The sequence below is a fragment of the Pseudomonas sp. Larv2_ips genome, assembly GCF_963879675.1.
Classification (GTDB): Bacteria; Pseudomonadota; Gammaproteobacteria; order Pseudomonadales; family Pseudomonadaceae; genus Aquipseudomonas.
On record NZ_CAWOAW010000031.1, the window covers coordinates 571,522 to 596,874 of the forward strand.

General features: G+C 54.0%; 25 protein-coding genes. 5 read left to right on the forward strand and 20 right to left on the reverse strand.

What is annotated here, in order from left to right:
- Nucleotides 1–75: 75 nt before the first annotated feature.
- From AACV02_RS28155 to AACV02_RS28165, 3 genes are all read right to left on the reverse strand, one after another.
- Nucleotides 76–4,668, reverse strand: a complete 4,593-nt coding sequence (locus AACV02_RS28155; protein WP_119738288.1) for a hypothetical protein — start codon at nt 4,666–4,668, stop codon at nt 76–78.
- 242 nt (nt 4,669–4,910) lie between these two features.
- Nucleotides 4,911–6,728, reverse strand: coding sequence for an ATP-binding protein (locus tag AACV02_RS28160; RefSeq protein ID WP_119738290.1), 1,818 nt, complete (start codon nt 6,726–6,728; stop codon nt 4,911–4,913).
- Complete coding sequence (locus tag AACV02_RS28165) at nt 6,725–7,897, reverse strand: SIR2 family protein (RefSeq protein ID WP_157986813.1); 1,173 nt, start codon at nt 7,895–7,897, stop codon at nt 6,725–6,727. The genes AACV02_RS28160 and AACV02_RS28165 overlap by 4 nt, the downstream gene beginning before the upstream one ends.
- Before the next feature lie 881 nt (nt 7,898–8,778).
- On the opposite strand from AACV02_RS28165, the gene AACV02_RS28170 reads away from it, so the two are divergent.
- Both AACV02_RS28170 and AACV02_RS28175 read left to right on the forward strand, forming a co-directional pair.
- Nucleotides 8,779–9,030 carry a hypothetical protein gene (locus AACV02_RS28170; protein ID WP_074848328.1) on the forward strand — a complete coding sequence of 84 codons (252 nt, stop codon included), beginning with the start codon at nt 8,779–8,781 and terminating at the stop codon, nt 9,028–9,030.
- Between the two features lie 35 nt (nt 9,031–9,065).
- Nucleotides 9,066–9,419 carry a hypothetical protein gene (locus AACV02_RS28175; RefSeq protein ID WP_157986814.1) on the forward strand — a complete coding sequence of 118 codons (354 nt, stop codon included), beginning with the start codon at nt 9,066–9,068 and terminating at the stop codon, nt 9,417–9,419.
- Between the two features lie 330 nt (nt 9,420–9,749).
- Here AACV02_RS28175 and AACV02_RS28180 read toward each other — a convergent pair whose 3' ends face one another.
- The 7 genes from AACV02_RS28180 to AACV02_RS28210 form a co-directional block, all read right to left on the reverse strand.
- Nucleotides 9,750–10,334: a hypothetical protein gene (locus AACV02_RS28180; RefSeq protein ID WP_119738298.1), complete on the reverse strand. Its 585-nt coding sequence runs from the start codon at nt 10,332–10,334 to the stop codon at nt 9,750–9,752.
- Nucleotides 10,331–10,903, reverse strand: a complete 573-nt coding sequence (locus AACV02_RS28185) for an RNA polymerase sigma factor (protein ID WP_119738300.1) — start codon at nt 10,901–10,903, stop codon at nt 10,331–10,333. Before AACV02_RS28185 ends, AACV02_RS28180 begins: the two co-directional genes overlap by 4 nt.
- Nucleotides 10,904–11,045: 142 nt before the next feature.
- Nucleotides 11,046–12,686, reverse strand: coding sequence for a vWA domain-containing protein (locus AACV02_RS28190; protein ID WP_119738302.1), 1,641 nt, complete (start codon nt 12,684–12,686; stop codon nt 11,046–11,048).
- A gap of 221 nt (nt 12,687–12,907) precedes the next feature.
- Nucleotides 12,908–13,558 carry a DUF799 domain-containing protein gene (locus tag AACV02_RS28195; protein ID WP_106577342.1) on the reverse strand — a complete coding sequence of 217 codons (651 nt, stop codon included), beginning with the start codon at nt 13,556–13,558 and terminating at the stop codon, nt 12,908–12,910.
- On the reverse strand, nt 13,555–13,917 hold the full coding sequence (locus AACV02_RS28200) for a DUF4810 domain-containing protein (protein ID WP_106577341.1): 363 nt from the start codon (nt 13,915–13,917) through the stop codon (nt 13,555–13,557). Before AACV02_RS28200 ends, AACV02_RS28195 begins: the two co-directional genes overlap by 4 nt.
- Nucleotides 13,918–13,946: 29 nt before the next feature.
- Nucleotides 13,947–14,627, reverse strand: coding sequence for a CsgG/HfaB family protein (locus AACV02_RS28205; RefSeq protein ID WP_010214228.1), 681 nt, complete (start codon nt 14,625–14,627; stop codon nt 13,947–13,949).
- Nucleotides 14,628–14,716: 89 nt separating this feature from the next.
- Nucleotides 14,717–14,881, reverse strand: a complete 165-nt coding sequence (locus AACV02_RS28210) for a hypothetical protein (RefSeq protein WP_157986815.1) — start codon at nt 14,879–14,881, stop codon at nt 14,717–14,719.
- Between the two features lie 198 nt (nt 14,882–15,079).
- On the opposite strand from AACV02_RS28210, the gene AACV02_RS28215 reads away from it, so the two are divergent.
- Together AACV02_RS28215 and AACV02_RS28220 are read left to right on the forward strand one after the other, a co-directional pair.
- Nucleotides 15,080–15,691 carry a hypothetical protein gene (locus tag AACV02_RS28215; RefSeq protein WP_119738304.1) on the forward strand — a complete coding sequence of 204 codons (612 nt, stop codon included), beginning with the start codon at nt 15,080–15,082 and terminating at the stop codon, nt 15,689–15,691.
- 16 nt (nt 15,692–15,707) lie between these two features.
- On the forward strand, nt 15,708–16,295 hold the full coding sequence (locus AACV02_RS28220; protein ID WP_119738306.1) for a hypothetical protein: 588 nt from the start codon (nt 15,708–15,710) through the stop codon (nt 16,293–16,295).
- Between the two features lie 138 nt (nt 16,296–16,433).
- On the opposite strand, the gene AACV02_RS28225 is transcribed toward AACV02_RS28220, so the two are convergent.
- Nucleotides 16,434–19,004: an autotransporter family protein gene (locus tag AACV02_RS28225; protein ID WP_119738308.1), complete on the reverse strand. Its 2,571-nt coding sequence runs from the start codon at nt 19,002–19,004 to the stop codon at nt 16,434–16,436.
- A gap of 682 nt (nt 19,005–19,686) precedes the next feature.
- Between AACV02_RS28225 and AACV02_RS28230 the strand changes: the two genes are divergently transcribed.
- A complete protein-coding gene (locus AACV02_RS28230; protein WP_119738310.1) occupies nt 19,687–19,944 on the forward strand; it encodes a hypothetical protein in 258 nt (85 codons plus the stop codon).
- A gap of 46 nt (nt 19,945–19,990) precedes the next feature.
- Here the strand turns inward: AACV02_RS28230 and AACV02_RS28235 are convergent, their stop codons facing one another.
- The 9 genes from AACV02_RS28235 to AACV02_RS28270 all read right to left on the reverse strand — a co-directional run bounded on the left by AACV02_RS28235 (nt 19,991) and on the right by AACV02_RS28270 (nt 24,447).
- The gene (locus AACV02_RS28235) at nt 19,991–20,251 is read right to left on the reverse strand and encodes a hypothetical protein (protein WP_119738312.1); all 261 of its coding nucleotides are present in this window, start codon (nt 20,249–20,251) and stop codon (nt 19,991–19,993) included.
- 260 nt (nt 20,252–20,511) lie between these two features.
- A complete protein-coding gene (locus AACV02_RS28240; protein ID WP_119738314.1) occupies nt 20,512–20,742 on the reverse strand; it encodes a hypothetical protein in 231 nt (76 codons plus the stop codon).
- A 248-nt stretch (nt 20,743–20,990) separates the two neighbouring features.
- The gene (locus tag AACV02_RS28245; protein ID WP_157986816.1) at nt 20,991–21,377 is read right to left on the reverse strand and encodes a hypothetical protein; all 387 of its coding nucleotides are present in this window, start codon (nt 21,375–21,377) and stop codon (nt 20,991–20,993) included.
- 374 nt (nt 21,378–21,751) lie between these two features.
- Nucleotides 21,752–22,042, reverse strand: coding sequence for a hypothetical protein (locus AACV02_RS28250; protein WP_106577329.1), 291 nt, complete (start codon nt 22,040–22,042; stop codon nt 21,752–21,754).
- Nucleotides 22,043–22,283: 241 nt separating this feature from the next.
- Nucleotides 22,284–22,625, reverse strand: a complete 342-nt coding sequence (locus tag AACV02_RS28255) for a zinc ABC transporter substrate-binding protein (protein WP_119738316.1) — start codon at nt 22,623–22,625, stop codon at nt 22,284–22,286.
- Nucleotides 22,622–22,903 (reverse strand): hypothetical protein, encoded by a 282-nt coding sequence (locus tag AACV02_RS28260; protein ID WP_157986817.1) that lies wholly within the window; start codon nt 22,901–22,903, stop codon nt 22,622–22,624. Before AACV02_RS28260 ends, AACV02_RS28255 begins: the two co-directional genes overlap by 4 nt.
- Nucleotides 22,904–23,236: 333 nt before the next feature.
- On the reverse strand, nt 23,237–23,638 hold the full coding sequence (locus AACV02_RS28265) for a DUF6911 family protein (protein WP_119738319.1): 402 nt from the start codon (nt 23,636–23,638) through the stop codon (nt 23,237–23,239).
- Entirely contained in the window at nt 23,639–23,764 is a 126-nt protein-coding gene (locus AACV02_RS31040) for a cytidine deaminase-like fold-containing protein (protein WP_442962373.1), read from the reverse strand. It abuts the gene before it with no gap.
- Nucleotides 23,765–24,084: 320 nt separating this feature from the next.
- The gene (locus AACV02_RS28270; RefSeq protein WP_157986818.1) at nt 24,085–24,447 is read right to left on the reverse strand and encodes a hypothetical protein; all 363 of its coding nucleotides are present in this window, start codon (nt 24,445–24,447) and stop codon (nt 24,085–24,087) included.
- Between the last annotated feature and the right edge of the window lie 906 nt (nt 24,448–25,353).

Below are 25,353 nucleotides of genomic sequence, written 5' to 3' on the forward strand. Positions count from 1 at the left end.
TCTCGGCCGCTCGCGAAGTCAACACCTACCGCCCAAAGTGGCCATGCTAGCTGCCTCGCAATTCGCACATCATTATTAGGAACCCAACATTACCGATGCGGGAGCTTTTTCACCGAACAGCTTCTCTTGGCGCTTTTTCTGGACCTTAATTGCTCTGTTGCTGATCTCCAGACTTATCGTCGGCATAAACGCCGTGAAGATGGCTGTGGGTGCTATCGAAGATTCTGACCATATGTCAAAACGGCCATCAACGATCTTTATAAACAGAACGGACGCGCTCCAGAAATCCTCCTGCTGCTGGGCATTTAGCATCTTTGCATACCAAGTTTTTGCCCAAACATTCCTTGCATACGAATCGCTTGCGGCTGCGTGGGCCTTACCAATGAAGCCTTCAGCTTCGTCGAAGCGAGACAGAACCGCATCAGCGTGAGCGCTATCGTCGCAAAAGCCTGCAATCATGAGCGCAAGCGCTGTCTCGTAAGGCCGGTTCGTAGCGAGAAGCTCGTCAATGTAGGTCTGTAAAGCCTCCACCTTTCCGCAGAGATGGGCCGCGATGACCTCGCGCGCAATTTCGCTGTCGCTATGCGGTGTTCGGAGGCGCCTTTTGCAGATGTTCATCACCGCCGGGCTAGAAGTGTTGCTCCAAAGGATAATGGCCTCTATAGGAATTTTTGTAGCGCCAGTGACACGACGTATGGTTGGATCCAATGCCAAAATGCGGGTAATAAACTCAGGCGCTAACTGATTGCCGCTTGCGCACAGCGCGACCGCCACCTGCAGGGCGACATGGTGAAGATGACGGAGTTTTTGATCGGAGGTGGCGGCCAACATTCGGAGCCAGCGCTCATCGCGATCAACATCCTGTCCTATGATCGATTTGATGCCGTCGAACGTGAGGTCGGAGAGTATTAAGTCTGACTCTACAGCAGTGAGCTCACTGGCAAAGCGTTCATAGGCGTGGTCCATGCGGCGTTGACGCTCGTCGAACTGTTCATTCGTTTCCGAAAGCCGACTCATCTGGGACACAAAGTCGCTTTCCGACGGTGTCCGCTCTATTAACGAAACCAGGGGAGGCACGAGGTCGGACACTTTAGGCGTCCCAGTCTCGATCTCTGGCAACTCCACGTTACCTTCATAGCCCAACGCTTTCACAAGCGCAGCTTCGATGCGTGTGGCGATGGCGCCAACGTTTTCCGCATGTAGCATTTCGGCGGCGAACCCGTAGTGAGACACGTTCATTCGATCAAGCGCAGGTCCCGTTTCTATCAGACCAGCTTCCAATGCTTTCAATATCGCGGTGGAACCGTGCCAGTCCTCGAAACTGCTGTCGCGACTGTTAGGCTTTTGCGCGCTCCATCCACTATCTAAGACTTCTTGTAGTAATGAAATGTCGCCGCTGGATGCGGCGAGGGCGAGCGCTTCATGCCGGAGATTTTTGAATGGAGATCGGATGAAGCCTTTGACAATAACAGCAGCGCGCGGTGTGAGGGGCGATTTGGAGTAGTGGATTGAGGCAAAAACTGCCGTCTGCGCATGCTCGTTTCCACTCTGCAGAACCCCCTCCAACACCTCTTCCACTTTTTCCTCTGTGACACTCCGCACGCATGAGAGTAGTTCCAGCAGGAGGGTATCGCCCTGCATTTTCGCGATCGCGTCTAACTGCTCGGCGGCTGTAAAATGCGGCAATGCGATGAGCGCAGAAAACTGTGCTGTAAGGAATTCGTCCCTATCGCCTTCCATGTCTTTACGCCATGCGGTGCTAGATACAGAGGCCGAAAGGAAACGTTGGGCAAGATCTTTTGTTAGGGCCGCGCTATGCCGTATAAGCACCAATATACCTAGGAGCCGTGTATGCCCACTGCGGCCGAGCACTTCGGTCGCGAGCGCACGGTGTGCGTGTATCGCGGCATCAGGTACAAAGCGCGCGACACCGGCGCGGGCGCGGCGGAAGAAATGGTCCTCCTGGGCCATTCCCCGACTCATGGCAATTTTTTCTGGGTCTATCTGTCGATAGTTGTGGGCTGTCGCGGTAACGTTCTCTGGCTCAACGGTGCCGGGATCGCAGGGATCAACAGCGCTGTAATTTTCTTTGATAGAAAAGCCTTCAAAGCGTTCTTGGCCGCGTGTGAGCTCGCAGCGGATACGTGCCCCCTCTTTTGCGTCGGCGGCGTCCCCGGTGCCGTAAAGGATACCAACACGCGTCCATGTCCCCACGCTGGACGAGCGCTCCGCCGGCAGCGCTTCCAGTTCTTTCAGGATTGCTGATCGAGTTTCCTGCCAGTCGACGCGGTTGTAGTGAAGAACCTGGTCGAATTCTGCATATGGCACCGACGTTGATGCATTGAGCGCGACAGAGAACCGCCAACGGACAAGGTAGGTTGCGATCTCTTCTAACGGCATACCAGCCAGAAGATAGAGAGCAAAGCGTCCTATACCATCGAACATGGGTTGCGGAGCTAACACGAGATTCGCAGTCATGAAGGAGCGCTCGGCCTCAGTAAGGGCGGCCTCACGTTCTCGAATGTTAGCTAAGACCCTATTGCGCTCTTCGTCAGCCTGAGTGACCGATTCATGGCCCAACGTCCGATGCATTCCACGTTCTGGTGCGAGCGAATAGAAGGAAAGCCACCGCTTCGTTGATTCAAGAATATTCGGCCAGACACCTGGCTCGTCGCGCCGGTTGAGCAGTGCGTAAAGCAGCCACTCTTTACTGGCGATGTGCTCTGGAGACAGATGTACATATTCAGCGGCTTGCAGGAAGGCGAGCGGAGCCGATTTTGCTAGCACGGCGAAGGCGTCGACCTGGCTGTTCGGAAGATTCTGCAGTGACACGAATTTTTCGATCAGCGCTGAGCGTATCTCGGGGCTCGTTTCATCTTCAAGGCAAGCGATCTGCGTTGCAAGCAAGATAACCTTGGCCGTTTCATCAAGTGCGCTGATCGGTTCCAGTATTGTCGCTAGCTTTTCTCGTGGGTCACGGCCGTTGCGCAACTCGCGTTCGAGTTGGCCGACGAGGTAGAGCGCGAGTGCCAGGTTTAGACCATCGAGGTTTATCTCATACTGTGACGCGCTTCCTTTCACCGAGGAGAAGAACCGGCTCGATGCAACAGCTTCGAGTTGAGCTTCTTGGACGACATCGAATAGCCTAAGGTCATCTGTATCCTGCGTATTCGCTCGAGCCAATACCTTCGCTGCAAGGCCTTTCAAAAGGTCAGCAAATGCGAGCGCCGAAACTGCAGCCGCCCCATGTTGCTCCATCCTGCGCATATGCTCAAAGAGCAGCCGCCCAACATTTAGTTCATCCAAAAGCTCGATGGCCTTGGCCTCTATCAGCTCTACCGCGATACCAAGAAGCCGGGGATTGCGAACAGATTCGAGAACCTCGATCCTGGTATTGGAAAAGTCGATGCCGCGACTACCCAATATCTGTTTCACGTCGTTGATGGACCACTCGGCGAGCGTGATCGTCGTTACGCCACAAAACAGCGTTTTTTTGAGATCCGCCCAGTGCTGCGTGCGGGTAGTGACCACCAGGCAGCCGCCCAGCTCCTTCAAGCGTAGCGCGGCGCGATCAAGCCAGCGTCCCCAGTTCGACTTGAGCGGTTGGTTGAGTCCGTCAGCTATGAGAGTTACTCGGACGGAGGTTGCCGGGATGCGCGCGCGCCAACCATTGAGGCGCCGCTTCCAACGCGCGACCACTTGCGGCGTAACATTTTCATCTGTCTGACGGATCAGTTTGCGAATTAGGAAGTCATCGAAGTCTTCTGCATCATCTTCGATCAAATCGTCGGCAGGACAAAGGACGAGAAGTGACTTGGGACTGGACAGATTCCAGCCCTGTACAGCCAACCAGGATTTGCCGACTCCCTCTTCGCCGACAATTGCGTAAATTTCGCTCTCTGGAGCGCCGGAGAATGCCTTTGTAAGAAGCGCTCGCTCAGGTCGGTCGAGTGCCGAAGGACTGGATGGATCAAATGGGGAGAGGGGTTGGCCGAGTTCGGCGCGCGCCTGTACTTTGTTTGTGAATAACCGTCCAAGCCATTCTTGGTTGAGTGTCTTGGCGTGGCCCAACCCAACATCTGTGGCGAGTGATTTTCTAAGCGCACTCGCCCTGGAGGGATAATCCTCATGTTTTTCAAAGTGGTCGATTGCGTTAATAGCGGGTGCGATAAAACTCGCGCCAAGGGTTCCGGTGAGTCCTTGTTTGATAAAGTCTTTGGATTTTAAACCTGCCGCAACGGTAGCAACGAGCAGTGATCCGAGATCGTAATTTGACCAGTCCAATACCGCGATACCAAAGCCGTTCTTGGCCGCAAACTTACGCACATCGTCGACTGTTTGGGATGCCACCTCGCACGTTGCTCCGAGTATCCAAAGATCCACTAGTCCGGCGTCGTCGTTCGCAACGTCAAAAAGCTTTGTCGCAATATCGTTTTTCGAGAGACCTTCTTTGTAGCGTTTGCCCTCAAAGTATGTGGCACCGCCATCGAACGCCGAGTCGCCGTCTCGTCCTCGCTGCGTACCTGACTTCGCGAGACGGAAAGATTGCCCTGTGATCTCACCCAAGATGACTCCAAGCAACCCCTCAAATCCTTCTGGACCTGAGGGGTCAAGGGATAACATGGCGTCCTGTAGAGCCTTAGCGTGAATTTCATCTGTTGTGTTCATACAGGAATGACGCTTCCATAAATATTGCAGCGAGTGCCAGTTAAGGGGGGCCGTAGCGTTGCCAGGTGAACAATAAGCGTCACCTCTTGGCTAGGTTCGGAAGAACAAAGCTGTCGGCTGCAGAACGACAGCTTTCCGGACCTTCCGCTTTAAAAGCAACGGGTGCATCCTACCGGCCAGAAGCGGACAACGGGTGCCTATGAGTTCAAGGCCGATTCAGAATGAACGCCCATCTCTTGCATTCAATCAATCGCAAGCCATCTTGCCGTAATGCCTTCGACCGTCGCAGCGTCCAAAGGAGCAGTTGACCACCCCTCAACAAAGCTGATGTCATTAGAATCTGGCAACTGATGGAGCTCAAGAGCCCTGATTCTGACCCTTGCGGGCAATGCTGCTGCTTCCCCGACAAAAATCGCCTCACGTCGCGCCAATGAGGATAGAATTTTCGTAATACCTGCTAATGAGTCAGGTAGAAATTTTGAGACATGCTCCTGATCTCTACCATTAGTTAGACGCAGCACTACCCATGAATTGCATTGTGAAAGCACAGTGCTCTCTACGTCCGAGGGCCGTTGTGATACGAGCATCAGCCCAAGGCCATATTTGCGCCCCTCTTTCGCAATTCGCCTTACCGCCTCCTGAGCTTCTCTATACTGAGCTTCTCCCCTGTCGGGAACATAACGGTGCGCTTCTTCACAAACAATCATCAGGGGATCAAGCAAACGCTGGGCCTTGGTCTGCCAAACTTTATAATTGAACAAAAGGCGGCAGATCATTGCTGCAAGTGTGCCTGCAACCTCATTTGGAACACCTGATACATCTACAAGCTTAAGGGTGCTTCCATTAGCCCCGGCACCAGTAAATTGAAGTATCGAGGTTTCGAGCGTATCCGTTGGGTCTTCTCGCATCAAAAATCGAAGGCGCGGATCAGTTCGGAGTACAGATAACTTGTCCAAAATGGACTCGATGGATTTTCTTTCCGTAGCTGAGGCTTTCGTAGTGGAACCAGGCTTCCTTCCTTGTACTTGGTCTATATGCTTTACGAACTCATTTAGCTCATATCGAAATGGCCTATCACGGTCGAATCCGCTGATATCCTCTTCGGTTTTCCCGGCTACCAGCGGTGAAGAAAAATCACCTTCGGGTTCTGCCGGGAGTGGCTCTACGATGCCAGCAGTGACCATGCGTGCATGCTTAAGCGCTTTATAAACGATATTGTTTTGAGAGGTGGCCTCAGCCTCTGTTTTTCCTATAATCAGCCCTCGCAGTTCATCGCCAGTCATGAGCCAATAAGGCAGGCGTAAAGGTTCAACTGGAGCTGCATCCGGCTCTACAGCAGCTGCTCCAGCGTAGGGACGGAGGACAGTTGCTTGGTCTCGAAATGCTCCAGCGTACTCGTTATGGGGGTCAATTAGTACGATTCTCGGGTGTATCGTCTGACCCAATACGGTCTGATGCTCCAAGACGGAACGGATTATCGCCGCAACAGTACCGGATTTGCCTGACCCTGTTGAACCTAGCACAGCACAGTGTTGGCCAAAAAGCTTATCGAGGTTTGCACGGCACACTGCACCGTTCCCACCAACATACTCCCCTATAGGTACTAGCGGCGAAATTGCTGCACCTTCGGCGGCATGCTCTGCAGCTGTAAAGATAAGCTCCAACTCACTCGCGGTTGTTAGATAAACTCCCTGAAGAGGTAATGGGTAGCTTTCTACGCCCCGAGAAAAAGCCAACTTTTTTGTGGCAGGGTTCCAAACACCCTCAGCGAAGAGATCGGCTTCCAAAACACGCGAGTCGTCCCCTGGGCCAATAGGTGCCTGCCCTAGTTCAGCAGCAACTTCTGAGCGCATGCGCAGCATGCGAACATATGCAAAGAGAAGGCGTCGACCATAGTGTATTTTCACGATACTAGCCAGCTGCCCAATGGGGCTCACACGGCCATCAATTACACGAGACAACTCAGACAATCCGCTATCAAGTTCAACACGAATTGAGGTGCCACTAACCTCTATGACTTTCCCAATGACGAGCTCTGCTGATTCCAAGAAAGGACTCATATTAAGGCTCCACTTTCCAAAAATTTCGTCACACCGTCAAAAGTCCACCATTTAAGATCGCCACCACCTAACTCCTGCACATACCTAGAACTACCATGATAGAGTGCTTTATCTGTAGCCACGTAGATGCGCGAGCCAAACTCTTTATTATCCAGCCATTGTTTCAAGATTGAACAAACTTCTGTGCCCCCTTCAATATTGTTCTCACGCGAAAACGCCACGATCACGGTTTTGTTGCTTTTGGCTGCCAGTGCATTTTCGATTTCAGAATTAATATGGTTGTCGCCAAAGCTATAACCCACTATGGCAAGAAGGTGACTTTCTGGAGAGCGTAACACTCGTCTGAAACAATCGAATATTTTTGCAAATGGATCTTTCTGGGTTTCAAGATATTTTGTAGCCTGAGGATAAATCAGTGTGCCAGCAAGATCCGCGAGATACTTAACTCCATATCTTACACGCAGCAATCCAACTTCCGTATTTTTAAACCAGTCAACTGAGCCATGCAGCTTCAACACTCTATGCTCTCTATAACCAGTACTGGTTGAAGGATCAATGCTCTCTCCATCCCAGTAAGCAATAGCCCCCCCCGAAAATCCATCCAGAGCAACCCGGCGCTCAATAGCCAGTGCATCCTCCAGAAGAGTGTCATAGTTCGTTGTAATGAAACCAACCTGAGACCGCGGCTCTAAATTGATTCGTCCACCAAATACCTGTCGAACGAATTTCACGTGAGGATCTACATCTACGATTGGGTTTTCATATGTTCCTATCTGCTCTGGGTCAGCGTTATATGCCGATCGAAAGCCATATCGCACAGTCACGGCGATCACTTTAATGATGCTGCGATAGGTAGCTTCTAGCTGCTGCAGGTCAATATCTTTACCTGCAAGATGAGCGGTCTTGCTTTTGGAGCGCTCTGCCAATGCTATCAGATCGCCCAGATGGCTCAGCGTGTGCTCAACATGAGCACCTTCAGGAAGGTCAGACATTGTCGCCGAGAAAATCTCAAGATCTGAGTCCTGCAGCTGGCTTTTAACCCTATCGGTAAGTGGGTACATAAGCGGGATACCTGACACCAGGCTCGCCCCAGCACCAAGCAGCCAGTGTTGACGGCCCAAGTCTAGGACACGTCGCAACTCTTCAACTCCATGACTGAAAGATTTCAATTTCATCCTCCTTGATTGATGTGAGCCTAAGCTAGCGACACATCACTAATCTGTCGAGCGTTGAAAGTTGATTTGAATCGCGATGGTTTATGTAAACATCCCGAATGTCTCAAATTGGCCAGAAATGCCACTTCATAGTGAAGAGTTTTTGGCCCGATGACCGTCGCTTTAATCAGCGTAAACCGCTTCTCACAAAACAGCTGTTGATGTAACACCTATTGGCTATGTAACACGCGTATACGCTACCGAAGCATCGCGGTGTAACACAACATATATACTTTAAAATCAGATAGTTAATGAAGTTTGTAACGTACGTAACACCTGTAACATGGTTTTTGAGGAGGTAAGACCCCAGCCCCCCTCAGAGGCGTTTCCTCCAGCGAGAAAACACAACCGCGTCGGCGACCTTAAAAACGCGGAGGCCCCTTGGAAAATAATTTTTGTCACGGGGTAGGAAACCCGCGTGATCATGTCAGCGAAAAGGTGCTCAGCTTAGTGAACTGCTGTTCACCAGTACATTTGCCCTATGAATCGAAAAGCCGCTGGGGACCCTGGGCATTTCGGATAGACACGGGGCATAGAACCCGCGCGTTCGTGTTAGCGGCTGGATTTTTCAAGTTGGTTGACAGGTTGACGTGGTTGACACCCGTCACCATGGTTGACGCCACGCAGGTGTTCGCGATCAACAACAGATACAGCCACCTTTACCGAAGCTGTAACGATGGTCCTTTTTCTTCAAGATTCTTTCAATTTCAATGATTGAAATTTCAGTAACTTCTAGAACATCCCACTAACTCGATCCCGCGGGTTTCATGCCCCGTGTCCTCAAGATATCCTCAGGGTCCCCAGCGACTTTTTTCACAACCTGCCCGAGACCACAGATGAGTAACCTTCAGAAGCTGATAGAAAATGCCAAGTCGGGCTTGTCTGTTCAGGAAAAAATCTCTGCTGAGGATTGGCAAGCAATCGCTAAGCAATGCGGAGCCCCTGAAATTGCAGAGATCGAACAGCGTATTGCCAGGTTACGAGCCGAGTTGGAAACGGTTGAGGAGTGGGACGGAGATACCCAAGATGACATACATCTTGCGATTTCCAGGTTCACCCAATTACTAAGGTCCGCGAAAGCACGGTAGCGATGCTAGTGGCGATGGAACCACAAGGATTCAACATGAATAAATTCCTAATAGGCTTCACTTACCACGAGCCCGAACGCTGGGAGTTGTTTCAAAAAGGCATCATTGAAGACTGCGAGTCATCCACCGGCGTTTACGTCACGGCCCCTACGTTGGGGGAGGCAATAGCGTGGACATCACGCATTGCTGAGGAACTCCTGCGGGTATCCAACTCGGACCCTTCCCTTGACTGGAAGTCATTGGGTTATGACTGCTGGGTAGTGGATGAGCCCAGCAACTCTGATTGGAGTCATTGCCTCGCCTTTTTCCAAGCTGTCGAGACAGGCGTTTTTCCAGATTTTGAGAAGATGGGGACGAGCGCTTACGGGAAGTGGGTCGAGGGTCGTTGAGGTTCGCACACTTAATCCTGCGAGCCCCGGTGAAGCGATCTTCACAGCCCATTTCTTTTGTGACAAACAGCGTTGGATACGTAGTGCGGGGAATTACCAAGGTGCGCCCGCAGTCGTTCGTCATGGTGGCTAAATCGAGCGCCCTAAACGAGTGTGAGAGGAAGCAGTACGCTGCACCGTGTATGCCCACGTGTATGCCTAACCGAAACACTACCAGCCAGACCCTTATAAACCGGTACTAAAAGCCTCCAGTTCAAACGACGCCGGGGCACCAGACACAGACGAAAAAGCCCCAGGTCGAAAGACCTGGGGCTTTTTTGTGGGTGTCGATTAACGCTTCTGCAACGCCTCCAACCGCGCCGGCAGGTCTTCCTTGGGAAAGCGCTTATGCAGCGCCAGCAGCTGTTCATCGGCCGCTTTGGTTTCTCCAGCCCGGCGCAGCTCCACAATCTCCTGCAGCCCCTGCTCCAACGATGGCAGCGCAACCGACGCACGCTTGCTGAGTTTCGCGGCCGGCTCATCCGCCATTGCGCCGGCGACCTCAGCCTGAACCGGCGGTGCGGCAGCCATGCGGGTCATGGGCGCGGGCGCCGAATACGCTTGGACCACTGGGCGCGCTGCTTGCGGGTGGGGCGCGGAGAAGGTCGCGGTGGATATCTCCGGCTGCGGCACGGGTGAGCGCATCACCAGGCCGATCATCAGCGCCACGCCGGCGACGGTGGCGAAAGCCATCTGCCAGCGCGGCTGGCGGCAGGCGTGCAGCCAGCGTTGCCACAGGCTCGGCGGCGGCGTCGGAGCTTCGCGGCGGGCGGTGGCGAGGATAAAGGCGTCGAGGGACGCGGGCGGCTCACCCAGGCTGTGTTGACGAAAATGCTGGAGCAGCGCGTCGTCGGGCGTCTGTCGTGGGTCGGTCATGCGGGTATCTCCTCGGCCAGCAGGCGGCGCAGTTTCTGCTGGGCGTAGCGCAGGCGGCTTTTGACGGTTTCCAGCGGGGCACCGGTGAGGGCGGCGATTTGCGGCACTTCGAGGTCGCCGTGCAGGCGCAGCAGGAAGACTTCGCGCTGGTCCTCGGGTAAGTCCTGCAACGCCGCGTCGAGGCGCGCCTGGTCGCGGCTCAGGCTCAGTTGCTGCTCGGGGCCGGCGCTGTCGTCGGGCTGGGCGTGCAGTTGCTCATCGTAGCTGTCGTGCAGCGGGTTGTGGATACCGTGCTTGCGCCAATGATCGATCAGGCGGTTGCGGGCAATCTGGAACAACCACGTACGAAAGCTCGCCCGACCTTGTGGCTGGGTGGTGCTGCGGATCAGGCTGAGCCAGGTTTCCTGGTACACCTCTTCGGCCAGTTCGACCTTGTTGCTCAGGGACACCAGGAACCGGTACAAACCTTGGCGATGGCGCGCGTACAAAAGCTCGAACGCGGCGCCGTCTCCGGCTCGGTAGCGGGCCAGCAGCGCTTCGTCGCTGGGTGAATTATCGGGCACGGCCATGTAGTGGGCGAACTCCTTTCTTACAGTCGAAATCGCTCTAAATGTGGGAGCGGGCTTGCTCGCGAATGCGCAGTGTCAGTTAACAGATATACCGACTGATCCACCGCTTTCGCGAGCAAGCCCGCTCCCACATTGAGTGTCGTTAATGCTTAAGACTCTGCGCCAGCTCTACCAGTTGCACGAACTCGTTGCGCAGCCCGAACGGGTCATCGCCTCGGGCCGAGCGGGCCAGTGCGGCGGTGTCCTGCAAACTCATGCTGCCAGTGTAGCGGCCATCGCCCTTGAGCTGTTGGGCGAAGGCAGCCACAGCTGCCGAGAAGCGCAGGTCGTCGCTGGCCTTGGTCGCTTGGTTGCCGATGGGCCGCTCAATCAATTGGCTGTCACCGCCCGCCGCAGGCTTGTAGCGCACGCGCAGCATCGCCAACTCAGCCGGTTTGTTTTCAGCCACTGGCGCAGCGGCGTAGCGCAACGGTTCCAGCCAGCCTTTCTGGCCAGTCGGGACAATTTCGTACAACGCCGTCACGGTATGCCCTGCGCCGATCTCGCCGGCATCCACCTTGTCGTTGTTGAAATCCTCACGTTTCAAGGCGCGGTTTTCATAGCCCAGCAGTCGGTACTCGCTGACCTGGGCCGGGTTGAATTCCACCTGCAATTTCACATCCCGCGCCACGACGGCCAGGGTTGAACTGAGCTGGTCGACGAGTACTTTTCGCGCTTCGCGCAGGTTGTCGATGTAGGCGTAGTTACCATCGCCCGCGTCGGCCAATTGCTCCATCAGGTGTTCGTTGTAGTTATCCACACCAAAGCCCAGGGTGGTCAGCGACACGCCGCTTTTACGCTGCTCGGCCGCCATCTGCTTGAGGCTGTCGAAGTCGCTGATGCCCACGTTGAAGTCACCGTCAGTGGCCAGCAGGATGCGGTTGATGCCTTTGTCGATAAAGCCTGCGCGGGCCATCTGGTAGGCCAGTTCGATGCCGGATGCGCCGGCCGTGGAGCCGCCCGCCGTCAGTTGGTCGATGGCATTGCGCAACTTGGCTTTTTCGCGGCCAGACGTGGGTTCGAGCACTACGCGGGACTCACCGGCATACACCACCAGCGACACGCGGTCTTGGTCGCGGAGCTGGTCCACCAGTAACTTCAGGGTGCTTTTCACCAGGGGCAAGCCTTCGCGGCGGTCCATGGAACCGGACACATCCACCAAAAAAACCAGGTTGGCCGGCGCCAACTCCGCGACGGTGCGGTCGGACGCCTTGATGCCGATGCGCAGCAGCTGAGTGTGCGGGTTCCACGGTGTGGCGGCGATCTCTGTGGTCACGCCAAACGGCGAGCCGTCGGTGGGGCGTGCGTAGTCGTAGGGGAAGTAATTGACCATTTCCTCCAATCGCACAGCATCTTCAGGCGGTAGACGGCCTTGGTTGAGGAAGCGTCTTACGTTGGCATAGCTGCCGGTGTCGACATCGACACTGAAGGTCGAGACGGGGGTTTCGGCCACGCGGTGCACCGGGTTGTCCGGCAGGTTTGCGTCGCGCTCGCGGGGTTCGCTGCGGTAGGCCATCGCCGCTGAATCCTGACTGACCATGCGCATGGCCATTGGCGCCGGCATCGGCATGCGTTTGCTCAGCGCACCCTGTACCGGCGCGCGTTGCAGTTCGGCGACAGGTGCAGCGTGCTCAGGCTTGGCGGCATCACGCGAAGAAGACAACCCACAACCGGCCAACGCGACCAGCAACGTAACGGTAAAGCCATGGGCAGCAGGGCGCAGGAAAAGCAGCGGACGGGACATGGGCTGAACCTCGTGAATGAATGATCCGTTCACAAGGTCAGACGCAAGGTGTGGAGGGTTCGGGTTAAACCGGAGTCGGATAACACCTCGATCACTGTGCAAGTGTGTAGACGCTGGCTTGCCTGCGATGCAAAGCCCTCGGTTTTTCAGTTAAACCGAGGTGACGCTATCGCAGGCAAGCCAGCTCCCACATTGGAGCCGCAGTGTTTTCCGTATCCGGATCAGTCGGTGCCGTACTTCGGGTTACGCGGCCCGTACAGAATCCCGGTGCGTTGCCCCGCCGACAACAGGCGCGCACTGGTGATGCCGGCAATCGGGTGCGCGGCGTCGGTGGAGCTGTTGATCACCTGCTTGACCGCCGCCGTGATCAGCATGCCCACCAGGCCGCCGCCATTGTTGTTGCCCTCCTCGCTCGACGCCCGCGCCGAGCCGGTCCACAGCGTGGTGCCGGTGCGCAGGTCGACCAGTTTGGCCGAGGCCGTCACCGAGGTGTCGCTGGAGATCAGCATGTACTTGGTGCCGTACTCACTGACGGTGATGTACAGCGCCGCATCCGCACCAAAGATGTCATGCAGCTTGGCCGGTGCCACACCCTGGATGTCGTTGGCGGTGGTCAGGCCGTTCTGGCGGAAGGTTTCGTCCACCAGGGCAATCGGCAACACGTAGTAGCCCGCTTCGGCCAGCGGGTAAGTCACCTGCGACACCATGCTGTAGGACGCCTGCACCTCCGGCGACTCATTGATCGGCGGCAGTACCAGGATCGACTTTGGCCGCGCCTGTTTGTATGCCGTGTAATCGATGGTCTTGGGCGCTGCGCAACCGCCGAGCAAGGCCAGGGCCAGCAAGGCGCCCGTGAGTTTTAACAGGCTCATTTGGTGGCGACTCCGGTCTTGGCGTTTTTCAGCAGAAAGTCCATGTAGGAAGCAGACTCGGGGAACAGTGCCTTCTCGGTGCGAAACTCCTGCACCATCTGGTCATCCTTGCCCATGGTCATGTACAGCATGCCCAGGTGGGCGTGGTAACCCGGCGGCGCCTTGCGGCCACTGGCGTTGATCTTTTGCAGATCGCGCTCCAGCGCCTCAACCTGCGCTTCCTTGGGCTCGCCCTTGAAGTACTCATAAACCTGCGGCTGGTAGCTTTCCCACTGATACAGGGGTTGGGGCGCCGTTTGGCACCCGGCGACCGTCGCGATTGTTGTCAGCATCAGTGCCAACTTCACTGCCTTGCTCATCCGTGTACTGCTCCTTGAGGTGCTGCTGATCAGTTGCGCGGGTTCCAGGCGCCGGCGTTGATGCCGTCGACGAGGCGGTTGATGGCTTCGCGCATGGCCAGGTCCAGGACCTTGCCATTAAGGGTGGAGTCGTAGCTGGCGGTGCCGCCAAAGCCGATGACTTCACGGTTGGACAGCGCGTATTCACCGGCGCCCTGGGTGGAATACACCACTTCGGAAGTGCTGATGTTGACGATGTTCAGCGCGACTTTGGCGTAAGCCACTTGGGTTTTGCCACGGCCGAGAATGCCGAACAGCTGGCGGTCGCCGGTCTCTTTGCGGCCGAACTCGGTCACATCGCCGGTCACTACGTAGTCAGCACCTTTAAGCTTTTGTACGGTGCCTTTGATCGCGGCTTCCTGGGAGATTTCGCCCATGTTGTCGCGGTCCAGTACGCTGAAGCGGTTGGTCTGCTGCAAGTGGGTGATCAGGATGGTCTTGGCCTGGCCACCGAGGCGGTCGACGCCATCGGAGAAAATGCCGCGCATGTAGCTGGAGCGGTTATCGAACTTGCCCACGGCAATCGGCACACGCACGCCGGAGTAGGCGACGTTGGCGCTGGCGACTTGCTCCACCGGCATCGCGCGGTTGCTCTCCGTGGCGCAACCGGCCACGGTCAGCAGCGCTGCGGCGGTGAGGCCAGACAACAGGATTTTGGACAGTGTTTTCACAGGGTGCTCCTAGGGTGAGAGGTCCGCGGTTGCAGCGGGTGAACCCGCGGGAGGGACTGTTGTGTACGTCAACTACGCGGTCGCGGCGATCAGAACTTGCTGAAAAAACGCGCGACCTTGCCCAGCACCTCAACATCAAACGTGTCGGGCCAGCAGGTAGGTGTTTTGGCAAGGATGGCCGGCGCGCAGCGGTCCGACTGGAAAGTGCAGCCAGCCATCAGGCAGGTGACGGGGAGAAAAACAGAAGTGCGCATTGCTTGATTCGTCCTTGAAAAATGCGATGTAGCCAGTGCCGCGGCATTTTACGGGGTTGCCCGATGTACTCAAGCGGTTTTGCCGCCACAGTGAAGTTCGCCGCCCAACGGCAGCCTGCTAAGCTGCGCGCCCACCTCAAGTTACACAGCCACCGGTCGAGACACTGGCTTGGCTTGCTCATTAAATAGGGATATTGCGTGTTGAACACCCTCCTGAGGGCTGCGGCCCTGATCGCGACGCTGTCGATGACCGGCTGCGTCTCCTACACCGTCACCGGCCCCATCGGTGCCCCGCTCCACCCGGCTGCCGCCAGCAGCCCGCGCAGTGCACAAATCGCTGACGTGACGGTGAACGCCGCCGACGTCAACGAGGCCAACAAAACTGCGATCAGCCGCTCGCTCACGGCCCAGCTCAACCAGTACATGCGCGCGGCAGGTTACTTCAAGCAGGTCACCGAGTACCCCACGCGTCTGGAAGAAAACGACGTGGTGCTCAAATTCAACATGACCTCGCTCAAGGGCCATCGCGCACCGCACCCGGCCTACATACCCGGCGCACTGCTGACGCTGACGATCTGGATCTGGGTCAACGGGCCGATCTACGTCGACAGCTTCGACGTGGCCGGCAACCTGGTGATCGTCGACCGCAACGGCAAAGAACTGGCCACGGCCGAGCAAGCGCTCAAGTTCGAACACAACGTCGGTCTGTATGGCGGCGAATACTGGGCACCGTCGATGGGCGCCCAGCAGCTGAACAACCTGGTCGCGCAACTGCTCGACACCGCTACCGCCAAACTGGCCAAACCCTGAATTCAAGGAGCAACACATGAAAGGATTGATCAAGCACAGCCTGGTCCTCGCCGCGATCTTGCTGAGCGGTTGCGTGTCCTACTCGCAACACGAACTGCCGCCGGTGCAGACCTGGCCGCCGACCGCCAACGCGCCAGCACAGAAACCCAGCGCATTTGTGCGCACCACAGCGCTGAACCAAGTCAACGGTGGCCCCGCCAACGCCGCCGCCGGCGCCCCGGCAGCGCTATGGGAAAAAGCTGTGGCGGATGCCTTCCGCCAGTCCAACCGCTTTGCGCGGGTAAGCACTGACAAAGTGGACTCGGACATTTACGCCGACGCCAAGCTGTATAACAACGAACAGTTCAGCATGGCCTCGGCGATCATTACCGGTGCCACCTTCTTCATTATTCCGTCCACGGCGAAAAACACCTTCACGATGGAAACGGTGTTCAAGGACAAGGACGGCAAAGAATTGGGCCGGGTGAGCAAAAGCGAATCCGTGCGCACCTGGATGCACCTGGTGCTGATTCTGGGCATCCCGTTCCAGGCGAACACGGGTGAAGTGGTTGAAGCGCTGACGCGCAGCACACTGGACGAGGCGGTGCAGCGCAAGCTGTTCTGACAGCAGAACGCGCCCGCGTACTCAAATCCACATGCGGGAACGGGCTTGCTGGCGAAGGCGGTGTTTCAGTCACCTCAAGTATCGACTGATCTACCGCTATCGCGGGCAAGCCCGCTCCCACAGGGTTAAGGTGTTGGCTTAGAACGCATACCGCGCCTTGAGCATTACGCCATCGGCGTCAAACCCGCTGCGCGCCTGGCGGGTGTAGCTGGCGCCCACGGTAAAGTCCGACACCTGGTAGTTCACGCCCACGCTGGCTTCATAACTGTCACGCGCCACCGAAGCGCCGGTGACGGTGAATGGCGAGCCACCCGCCACGAAGCTGGAGGTTTGCGCGACGCGATCGCCCATCAGGTCGTGATAGGCCATCAGGGTTGCTTCCGGTTGCAGCTTGCCAGCACCCATCGGCAGGTTGCCTGCCAACCGCAAGCCGGCGCCCAGCTCACCCACTTCATAGCGTTGCGAGCGGGTGCTCAGCGCTGCCGAAGAGCCCTTCTCGTCGTAGCCATCCATGCGCACGTTGGCATAACGCGCCGCCACGCGCGGCTCGATCACCACCGCCTGCGACGGCTTGAAGCTATAACCGCCGATCACGCTGGCCGCCAATACATTACTGTCGTAGCTGCCCTTGGCCGTGGTGCCTGCCACATGGCGTTTGCTGTCGTTGTCGTTGTGGCCGTAGCTGAGGCTGCCGTCGACAAACCAGTTTTGCAGCGCCCAGTTGCCATACAGCGACAGCGCGTGGCCCTCGACGTCAGTCTTGTTGCCCAGGTCGGAATGGATGTTGGAGTTGAGGTAGCTGTAGGCCACGCCCAAGCGGGTGGTGTCGTTCAAGCGACCGTCCACACCCACCGCCATGCCGCTGCTGTTGGCCGAGTAGCCGTTGTTGCCGCCACGGCCGTCCTGGTCCATGTTGCTGCTCAGGCCTTGCACCCACACGCCGCCGGTTTGATGGCCTTCGCGCTGATCAGTGAGGCGGTTGAAGATCGCGCCGTTGATCACGGTTTGACCCGACAAGGCCACATCCAGCGCGCCACGGTTGACGTCTGGCTTGAGCTGCTCGCTCACCTGAGCAAGCTGTTGCGCAGTACCGGCGTTGGCGAGGGACTGGAACACGGGGTCTTTCTGGTTCAGCCCGCCGAGCACCTCGTTCTTGAAGGTATTGACCGCCGTCGCCGCTGCGGCGGTGGCACCCGCACCGGTAAGTTCCTGCTGCACTTGCTGGTTGTCTTTAACTGCGACGACAGCCTTGACCGTTTGGGCATCCGCCGAGTAGCTGAGCACGTTGAGCAGCGATGAAGAACTGGCAACAGACAGCCCGTTGTTTTGCACGCTGCTGGCTTGCAGCAGTGTGTACTGGGTGCCGTTGTTGGTGCGGGTAAAGTCGCCAGGGTTGGCGCTCACGGTCAGCTTTGAGGCCTGGGCAAAATTGGCCGTGCCGTTGACCGTCAGGTACGGCGTGGTCGGCACCACGCTGTCGGCCAAGTGCATATCAATGCCCGCGCCGCTGGCGACGTTGAGGTCGCCAGTGATCGTGGTGCCCGGCGCAGAGAGGTTCAACGAACCGGCGTTGACCGAGACCGGCGCGATGATGCGCTGGCCGACGAAATCAGCCTGGCCTGCGACATTCACCGCGCTCAAGTTGAGCAGGTCGCCGGTGATTTTGCCGCCGGTCCAGTTCAGCGTGGCGAGGTTGGCGGCGTCGATGGCGGTGCCGGCGTTACTGCGGATCTCGCCGGCTTGCTGGTTGATTTCAAAAGGCGAGGTTTGGTACCGCGCGTCCACCAGGATCGCCGTGCTGTCGGCCTTGATCAGGCCACGGTTGACGATGCCGCGCGCGCCCGTCTGTGGGTTCAAGGTAAAGGTCGCGCCCCGCAGGCTGACAGCGACCGCGTTGGCGCCATTGGCTTCGAGGGTGCCGGTGTTGAGCAGATAGTCGTAAGTACCGGAGTCGAACCGCACCGCTCTGGCAAGGCCGCCATTGACCGTCACCAACCCGCTGTTTTCAATGCGCAGGTCACTGGTGTCGGTTTCAACCTCAATGCCCAGCGCCTCTTCACCGGTGACGCGAATAGTGCCGGAGTTGATAATCTTGCCGCCGACGGTCACCGGCAAATTGTTGTGGGTGTCCAGGATCAGGCCGAAGCCGTAGTAGGACGTCACGTCCACCAGGCCGGAGTTGACGACATCGCCGCCTACGGTGGTGCCGTTGAGGTAGATCCCCTCGCCGTCGCTCTCGGGGCCGGAACCCGGCACGTCGACGGTGATGATGGTGCCAGTGTTGATCACGTTGCCGCCGACGGTGGCGGCGCCTACCTCAAACCCTTCGGCCCAGGTCTGGTTGGTCAGCCTGATCACACCGGACTGAACCACATCGCCGGTGATAATGCCGCCACGGGCTCTGAGATCTGAGTCAATCGCACCATCCACCACGAACCCGCGAATGTTGAGGCCACTGCCATCGATGGTGTAGTCGGCGCGGTTGATCAGCGAGCCCTGAATATCGGTCTCGGCAACACTCGCCCCATCGACATAACGCTGGGTGGCCACCACATTGCGCGAACCGACCAAGGTCACAGGCTCGTTGAACACCTGGCCTTTCCACTTGTTCTGGCCGCTGCTGACGTCAAATTCCACCGCAGCAACGTGCGCGGCGCCTGCGCTGACCATCAAGGCCAACAGGGTTTTCTGGAACGGCTTACGCTTCATTTCAAACTCCATGAACTACAGTCAAAGCCGCCAATAAGCCCGGCGGCCGTAGGTGTGCTGAGCGAAGGATCACTTGATCCGAGTGCATGCTCCCAAGGCGCCTTTCTGAAACGCAGGCGCGAGCAAACGCACCGCAGCCGGTGGTGGCAGAAAAGGGGTTGGGGAGGTGAGGTTCACATTAATCCTTAATGTATTTTGAAAACGCTGCAGTCCATACAGCCCGACCGGTTGCGGGTGGGCGGGGTAAAGACCCGGGCTTGAGGGAAATGGTTCCTTTTGCGGTAGGACGCTTCCCGAAACGACTGGGGATTTGCGTAATACCCGTGAGCAGACGGCGGGAAGCGTTGGCGTCGGTGGGGGTTGGGGATAGGACGCAGGGGTTTGAGTCAGGGCGTTGATGCCTTGCGTGGGTTTGGGTGCGGGGCTTATAGTCCGGCCCGTCGCCCATATGGCGATCAGGTTTGGCGACCTGACAACAGAGTGCAAAAGCAACCCGCTTCCATGCAGGTGTTTTTGCACCCGCAAAGCTGTGCATGTTATGGCGGCTGTGCGCGGGAGACCTTCGGGTCTGCCGGTTACTCTGTTCCGGTTCGCCAACCTGCGTACAGCTGCCACCCATTCGTTTGGCGACGAATGCGTGGTGGCTTAATCCACCAACAGAGTACTGAAAATGAACCAATACATGCCCCTAACGGGCCACGACTGCACCGTCCCCGCTCTGCTTATCGACACCAGTGCGCCCCTCGACGTGCTCCACGACGCCGCCGCGTACCGGATTCGCGCCGTCACGCAACTGCTGGAAAACCTGGCCTTCCGCGAACAGCTCAGCAGTGATGCCGTGGTGCTTCAAGACTTCGCCCAATTGCTGGCTATTCCGCTGCGTGATGGGTGTGATTTGCTGGATGTCATCATGCGCAGGCTCCGTGCCGACCCATCCTGAGTAAAAGCCGGGCGGCCCTGGCGCCGCCCAACTGATACGCGCAACGTCACCCATACAAGGTACGAAAATACTTATCAACCAAATCGCTGGACCAAAAAGACAGTTCAGAAAATTCAAACGACTCACACACCGCGATGCACCCTCTGAGTGGCGCCGGTATATCCTCAATGCTCGCCGCAATAGTCGGCAGCAAATACCTGAAATAATCCCCTATCTGGCTCTGCCCCTCATAGCCCACCGGGTAATCTTCATTGGGCACGCTGCCTTCAACCCCATGGTAAACATAGAACCCTTTGACCGACCGCACGTTATATTCCGTCAACGCCAACTCCGCTGACGAGTGCTCACCGATGAATGCTTCTACGTCTGCTCTTCGGGCAAGGTGCCGATAGGTGCGAGCGGAATACAGGCCAACAGATTGGAATAATTACAAAAAATAAATCATGTTTTTAAAGAGCAACTCTGCTGAACTCTAAAAAACGAAAAACGTGGTCTGACCCCTATTTCCTCAAAACACCGGCGCAAGGCCGGTGTCGATAGTGCTTGATCAAGTTGGGTATATGAAAACTACATCTGTCGAATATCAGATAGAAAATCATAAAATTCTATTTCTGTCATCTCAAACTCTGGCACTTCGACCATTGCCATTAGTGACAACAACGCAATGTCTAAAGCTTTCGTGAGAGAAAGGTTTGGATCTTGGTAAATATCAAGTGCCTCTTTTGATATTTTAAAAATATCAAATCCATCAGCAACTACTCTTCCAAGTCTGTCAGCCACTATGTCTTCCACGCTCATTGCTGCCCCCAACTCTTTAGCTCTGCTCCGGTAAGAGGGTAGTGCTGTATTGCAAAGGGGACAGATTTATTAACAGCTATTTACTTAAATAAATCTGTCCCCTTTGCATAGTGGTCTGACCCCTATTTTCACACTAACCCACTAGCTAAAAGCAATCAACCGCAATAAATTTATTTAGTCTATCGCCACCAACGCAACTTCTGAAAAAGAATAAAACCGCTCGTTATGATTCCATCTTATCTCCAGCGTCATATTACGATCACGTCACCGGAATCAAGATAAATTGAGTAGGATTCGCAATCACCTGTATCGTCAGGCTCGACTAAAATTTTATCTCCCGTACAGAAGGTTATCTGTAGCGTAGCAGGCTTAACTTCCTCAACCGACTGAACGTCCATTAACAAAAAGTCTAACAAGGGCGCACTGGTTGACGAGTCAGCAAAATCACGTTGACCAACGACATTTCCAATTCGATACTTCAATCCAGCTTCTACGCAGAAAGAAACTTTATATGGAGATACACCAGGGAACGTCTGCGGCCTCGAAAAGGCTAGCCTGGTGATACGGACTCCAAAAGAAATCATTTCCAAATAACAGCCGGACAGCAGTAGAAAATCAAAATCTTCTGACAACATGCTCATATATCACCCTAATTTAATCCATGATTTCAACGACGAATGAGCGGTAAAGAATCAGGAGGAAGAGGGATATGTGTGTCTCCTGGACCGATACCCGGCTTCCCGGTCGCAGGATTCATCGGTGCTCCCATGAAGGCACGTAGCCGATCACTTTATATATTTTAAAAATCGCCTCATGAAACTCCATCAGGTCAAATAAAATTGGGGGCTCCCCCCTAACCCCAGAGCAGCTGCACACAACTCTTGGAATTCAAACCTACTAATAGCCTCACAAAACAGACAGGCAATAACGAAGCCCATTAGCTCGTCACTGTAACGATCAGTAAGCATCGCCGACGCCTACCGACCCAACCGGCAGAACTCGGAAAATTTCAAACGTCCAAACGACTCATAAAATCCGTCATAGCAAATGGATTGCAATCAACCAAATCGTCAATAATATCTTCTGCAGCCCAATGCAATATCATATCTCGCCCATGACCGTCCTTATAGAAAAACAAATCGTTTGATAAGGAACCGTCAATCACTGAAATATCTTTATGGCTAAGCGACATTAGCCCCCCGTACCCCTCATAGGGAATCACCCAATAAAACCGTTCACCCTCAATCCAATAGATACCATACACCGTTACAGGCTCTCGCCCCGTCTCTTGAACAATCATACTGACCTCATTCAATGCTTCTGACAGGCTGCAATACCGGTGGCACTGCCTTCGGTGTAACAATTTTCAGAAAAACAGGGGTCAGACCACTATTCTTCCGAGGACGACAACAACAGAAAAGTCACAAAAAATAAATTATGTTTTTAAAGAGCAACTCTGCTGAACTCTAAAAAACGAAAAACGGAAAAACGTGGTCTGACCCCTATTTCCTCAAAGCTTAGGATAGATTTGTGGGGATCCCTCAGGGTCCGACCCATAATAATTTCGCTTTGAATATATCAGGAACCAGTTCAAAAAGAGCCCGAATTAATTTAAGATGCTCCCAGTAATTTGGTGAAATATCATCACTACAATTATCAAAGTAATACTTAGCCTGATGATTTAAAAACCATATGTCATGCTCGGAAAACTCAGAACTCAACAAACTACTGGCAAGGTTATGCACTAACTCTGCTCCAAAATAACAAGACCTATCTTTACCCTTTATTTTTTTCTCAAGAGTCTGAATATTTCTTATATAAGGCAACGCTAGAGAAAACATCCTGACGTATATTTCATTTTTTTTCATATGTGCAATCATCATTTTCTCACCGGCATGGACTGGGCCCCAGCTGGGGCATTTCTCGTCTGAGTCCAAGATCCATTTTTCAGTAATTTATCTATAAAAGAAGCATCGCCTGTCTTTTTAAATATTTCTTGGGCAGCGACCATCCGATGATTCCCCTCAGAGATATAATAAGTGCCCTTGCTGTCTATATAGCCAGCAATGCGTCCTTCTGGGGCTGTAAACCTATAGTTATTAGATAGCATATCATTTTTAATCTGATCCACTTGTTGCGGATTCCGCAGACCTACCTGCATGCTTTTTATACCGGTTGACGCCCCTGATCTGAAAATATTAGGGAAAATAGGGGTCAGACCACGATTCTTCTAAAAATATAGTCTTCATCTAAATAAAAACACGCAGACCGATTGTTTCCCCGCTGAATAATATGCAACGAGATATCCGGCAGTAAAACCCCAGGACGGCAAGCCATATAAACCCCTAACCGGATAGGAGCTTACAGCTTAGCCGCCCTTCAACAGGCCAACAGATTGGAATAATTACAAAAAATAAATCATGTTTTTAAAGAGCAACTCTGCTGAACTCCAAAAAACAAAACCGTGGTCTGACCCCTATTTCCTTTTTTTACTTTAAGCATTCAACACTGCAAAGCTTACATCACCGGACCTCAAAAATTCTTGAAAACAAGAAATAACGATTTCTATATTTCTTGTGACAAAACTCTCCGGATAGTAATCGCCCAGAACATCAACCAATTTTGCTCCAGTCGACGTATTATTAAGAGTACGCACAACATGCTCACCATCATCAAGGTATTGGTTCAGCATCAGAATATAATTTCCAGAATCAGCATAAAGATTGATTTCGTAAGGTCCGGCTTCAGGCGCCGGGGAAATAGACAACGAAGCGACGCCGTCGACTTTACTATATTCACATATAATGGACCTTACATCTTCCATGGTCGGCTGATCAATGAGAGGGATTTGCGATCTGCCGTGCTCAGGACTAAGGGTATACCCTCCGATGATCATCTATTTTTTCTCCTTAATAGACTTCATACCTGACTCCCAGTAATAGCTTTTCGGAAGTCCTGTTTTATCATCTATGGCTCTTACGGTTAAAGATTTCAACTCAGCCTTTTCTGCGGCAGCGGCTATGTCACCTTTGCAGGGAGGAAATAGGGGTCAGACCACTATTAACACTGTTGACCTCAAAAAAACATAAATCCGTGGCCTGATCCCTTTCACCGCCATCATGTTTCGTACCGTAGCCCCAATGTGCTTAGAGGGTGGCGAATTGGTACTGGCCACTTTCATCTCAGGCGGAAAGATGACAGATATCACACAACAGCATCTCACAACAGGCAGCACCGCAAGCTGTAGGAGTGGATTGCGTTACCACGTTGAGGCTAGCAATCTCGTCCAAAACATTCCAATTCCTGCCAGCCCCAGCCTGTATTTCTTTTGCATCTATGCCATCAAACCCAGATAAAATCGGGTTTAATTATATACTCAACTCCAACTTCAGCAAGAATTTTTCGAACTCTTAATACGTCTACAGCCTTTCCAGAAAAAATTCTAAACATGCCCTGCTGAAGTAAATCCCTGGACTGTAAAAAGTTAGAGCCGAACACCTCGGACACAGCCCTTATATGTGATTTATTTCTATAATCACCAACACAAAATACTTCATATACCTCTTCATCAACCCTAATACCTGACATGTTAGTAGTAACTAACGACCAGTCACAAACTGAACAACTTAGCCCTTTAGCGCTGTTTTCCTCAAAACTTACCAAACCACCGCCGCATCGCTCGCACACAACTAATGAAATAGACACTATGGCTTACCTGGATTAAAAGTTTTGAACTCACCTTGCTTCGATAAGTCCGGGCAATTTGGATTCGAAGGGGATCTCGGAGCAACTACCACTTTTCCATCGCCGTAGGCCCACACCAAGTTAGTTGGGGCTTTCACCGCCCCCCCTTTATTCGGGGAAAATAGGGGTCATACCACTATTCTTCTAAAAATATAGTCTTCATCTAAATAAAACACGCAGACCGATTGTTTCCCCGCTGAATAATATGCAACGGGATATCCGGCAGTAAAACCCTAGGACGGCGAGCCATATAAACCCCTAACTGGATAAGAGCTTACAGCTTAGCCGCCCTTCAACAGGCCAACAGATTGGAATAATTAAAAAAATAAATCATGTTTTTAAAGAGCAACTCTGCTGGACTCCAAAAAACAAAACCGTGGTCTGCCCCCTATTTCCTAAACATGATTTGTCATCAAGCACAATGCGTGAACTTTACAGCCATACAATTCAGCAAGCACGGCTAATGTATCAGTGTAAAAAATTATAGTCTTCATCTGAATAAAAACACGCAGACCGATTGTTTCCCCGCTGAATAATATGCAACGGGATATCCGGCAGTAAAACTCTAGGACGGCGAGCCATATAAACCCCTAACTGGATAGGAGCTTACAGCTTAGCCGCCCTTCAAAAGCCCAACAGATTGGAATAATTACAAAAAATAAATCATGTTTTTAAAGAGCAACTCTGCTGAACTTTAAAAAACAAAATCGAGGTCTGACCCCTATTTCTCCAGGATAGATTTGTGGGGATCCCTCAGGGTCCGACCCATAATAATTTCGCTTTGAATACATCAGGAACCAGTTCAAAAAGAGCCCGAATTAATTTAAGATGCTCCCAGTAATTTGGTGAAATATCATCACTACAATT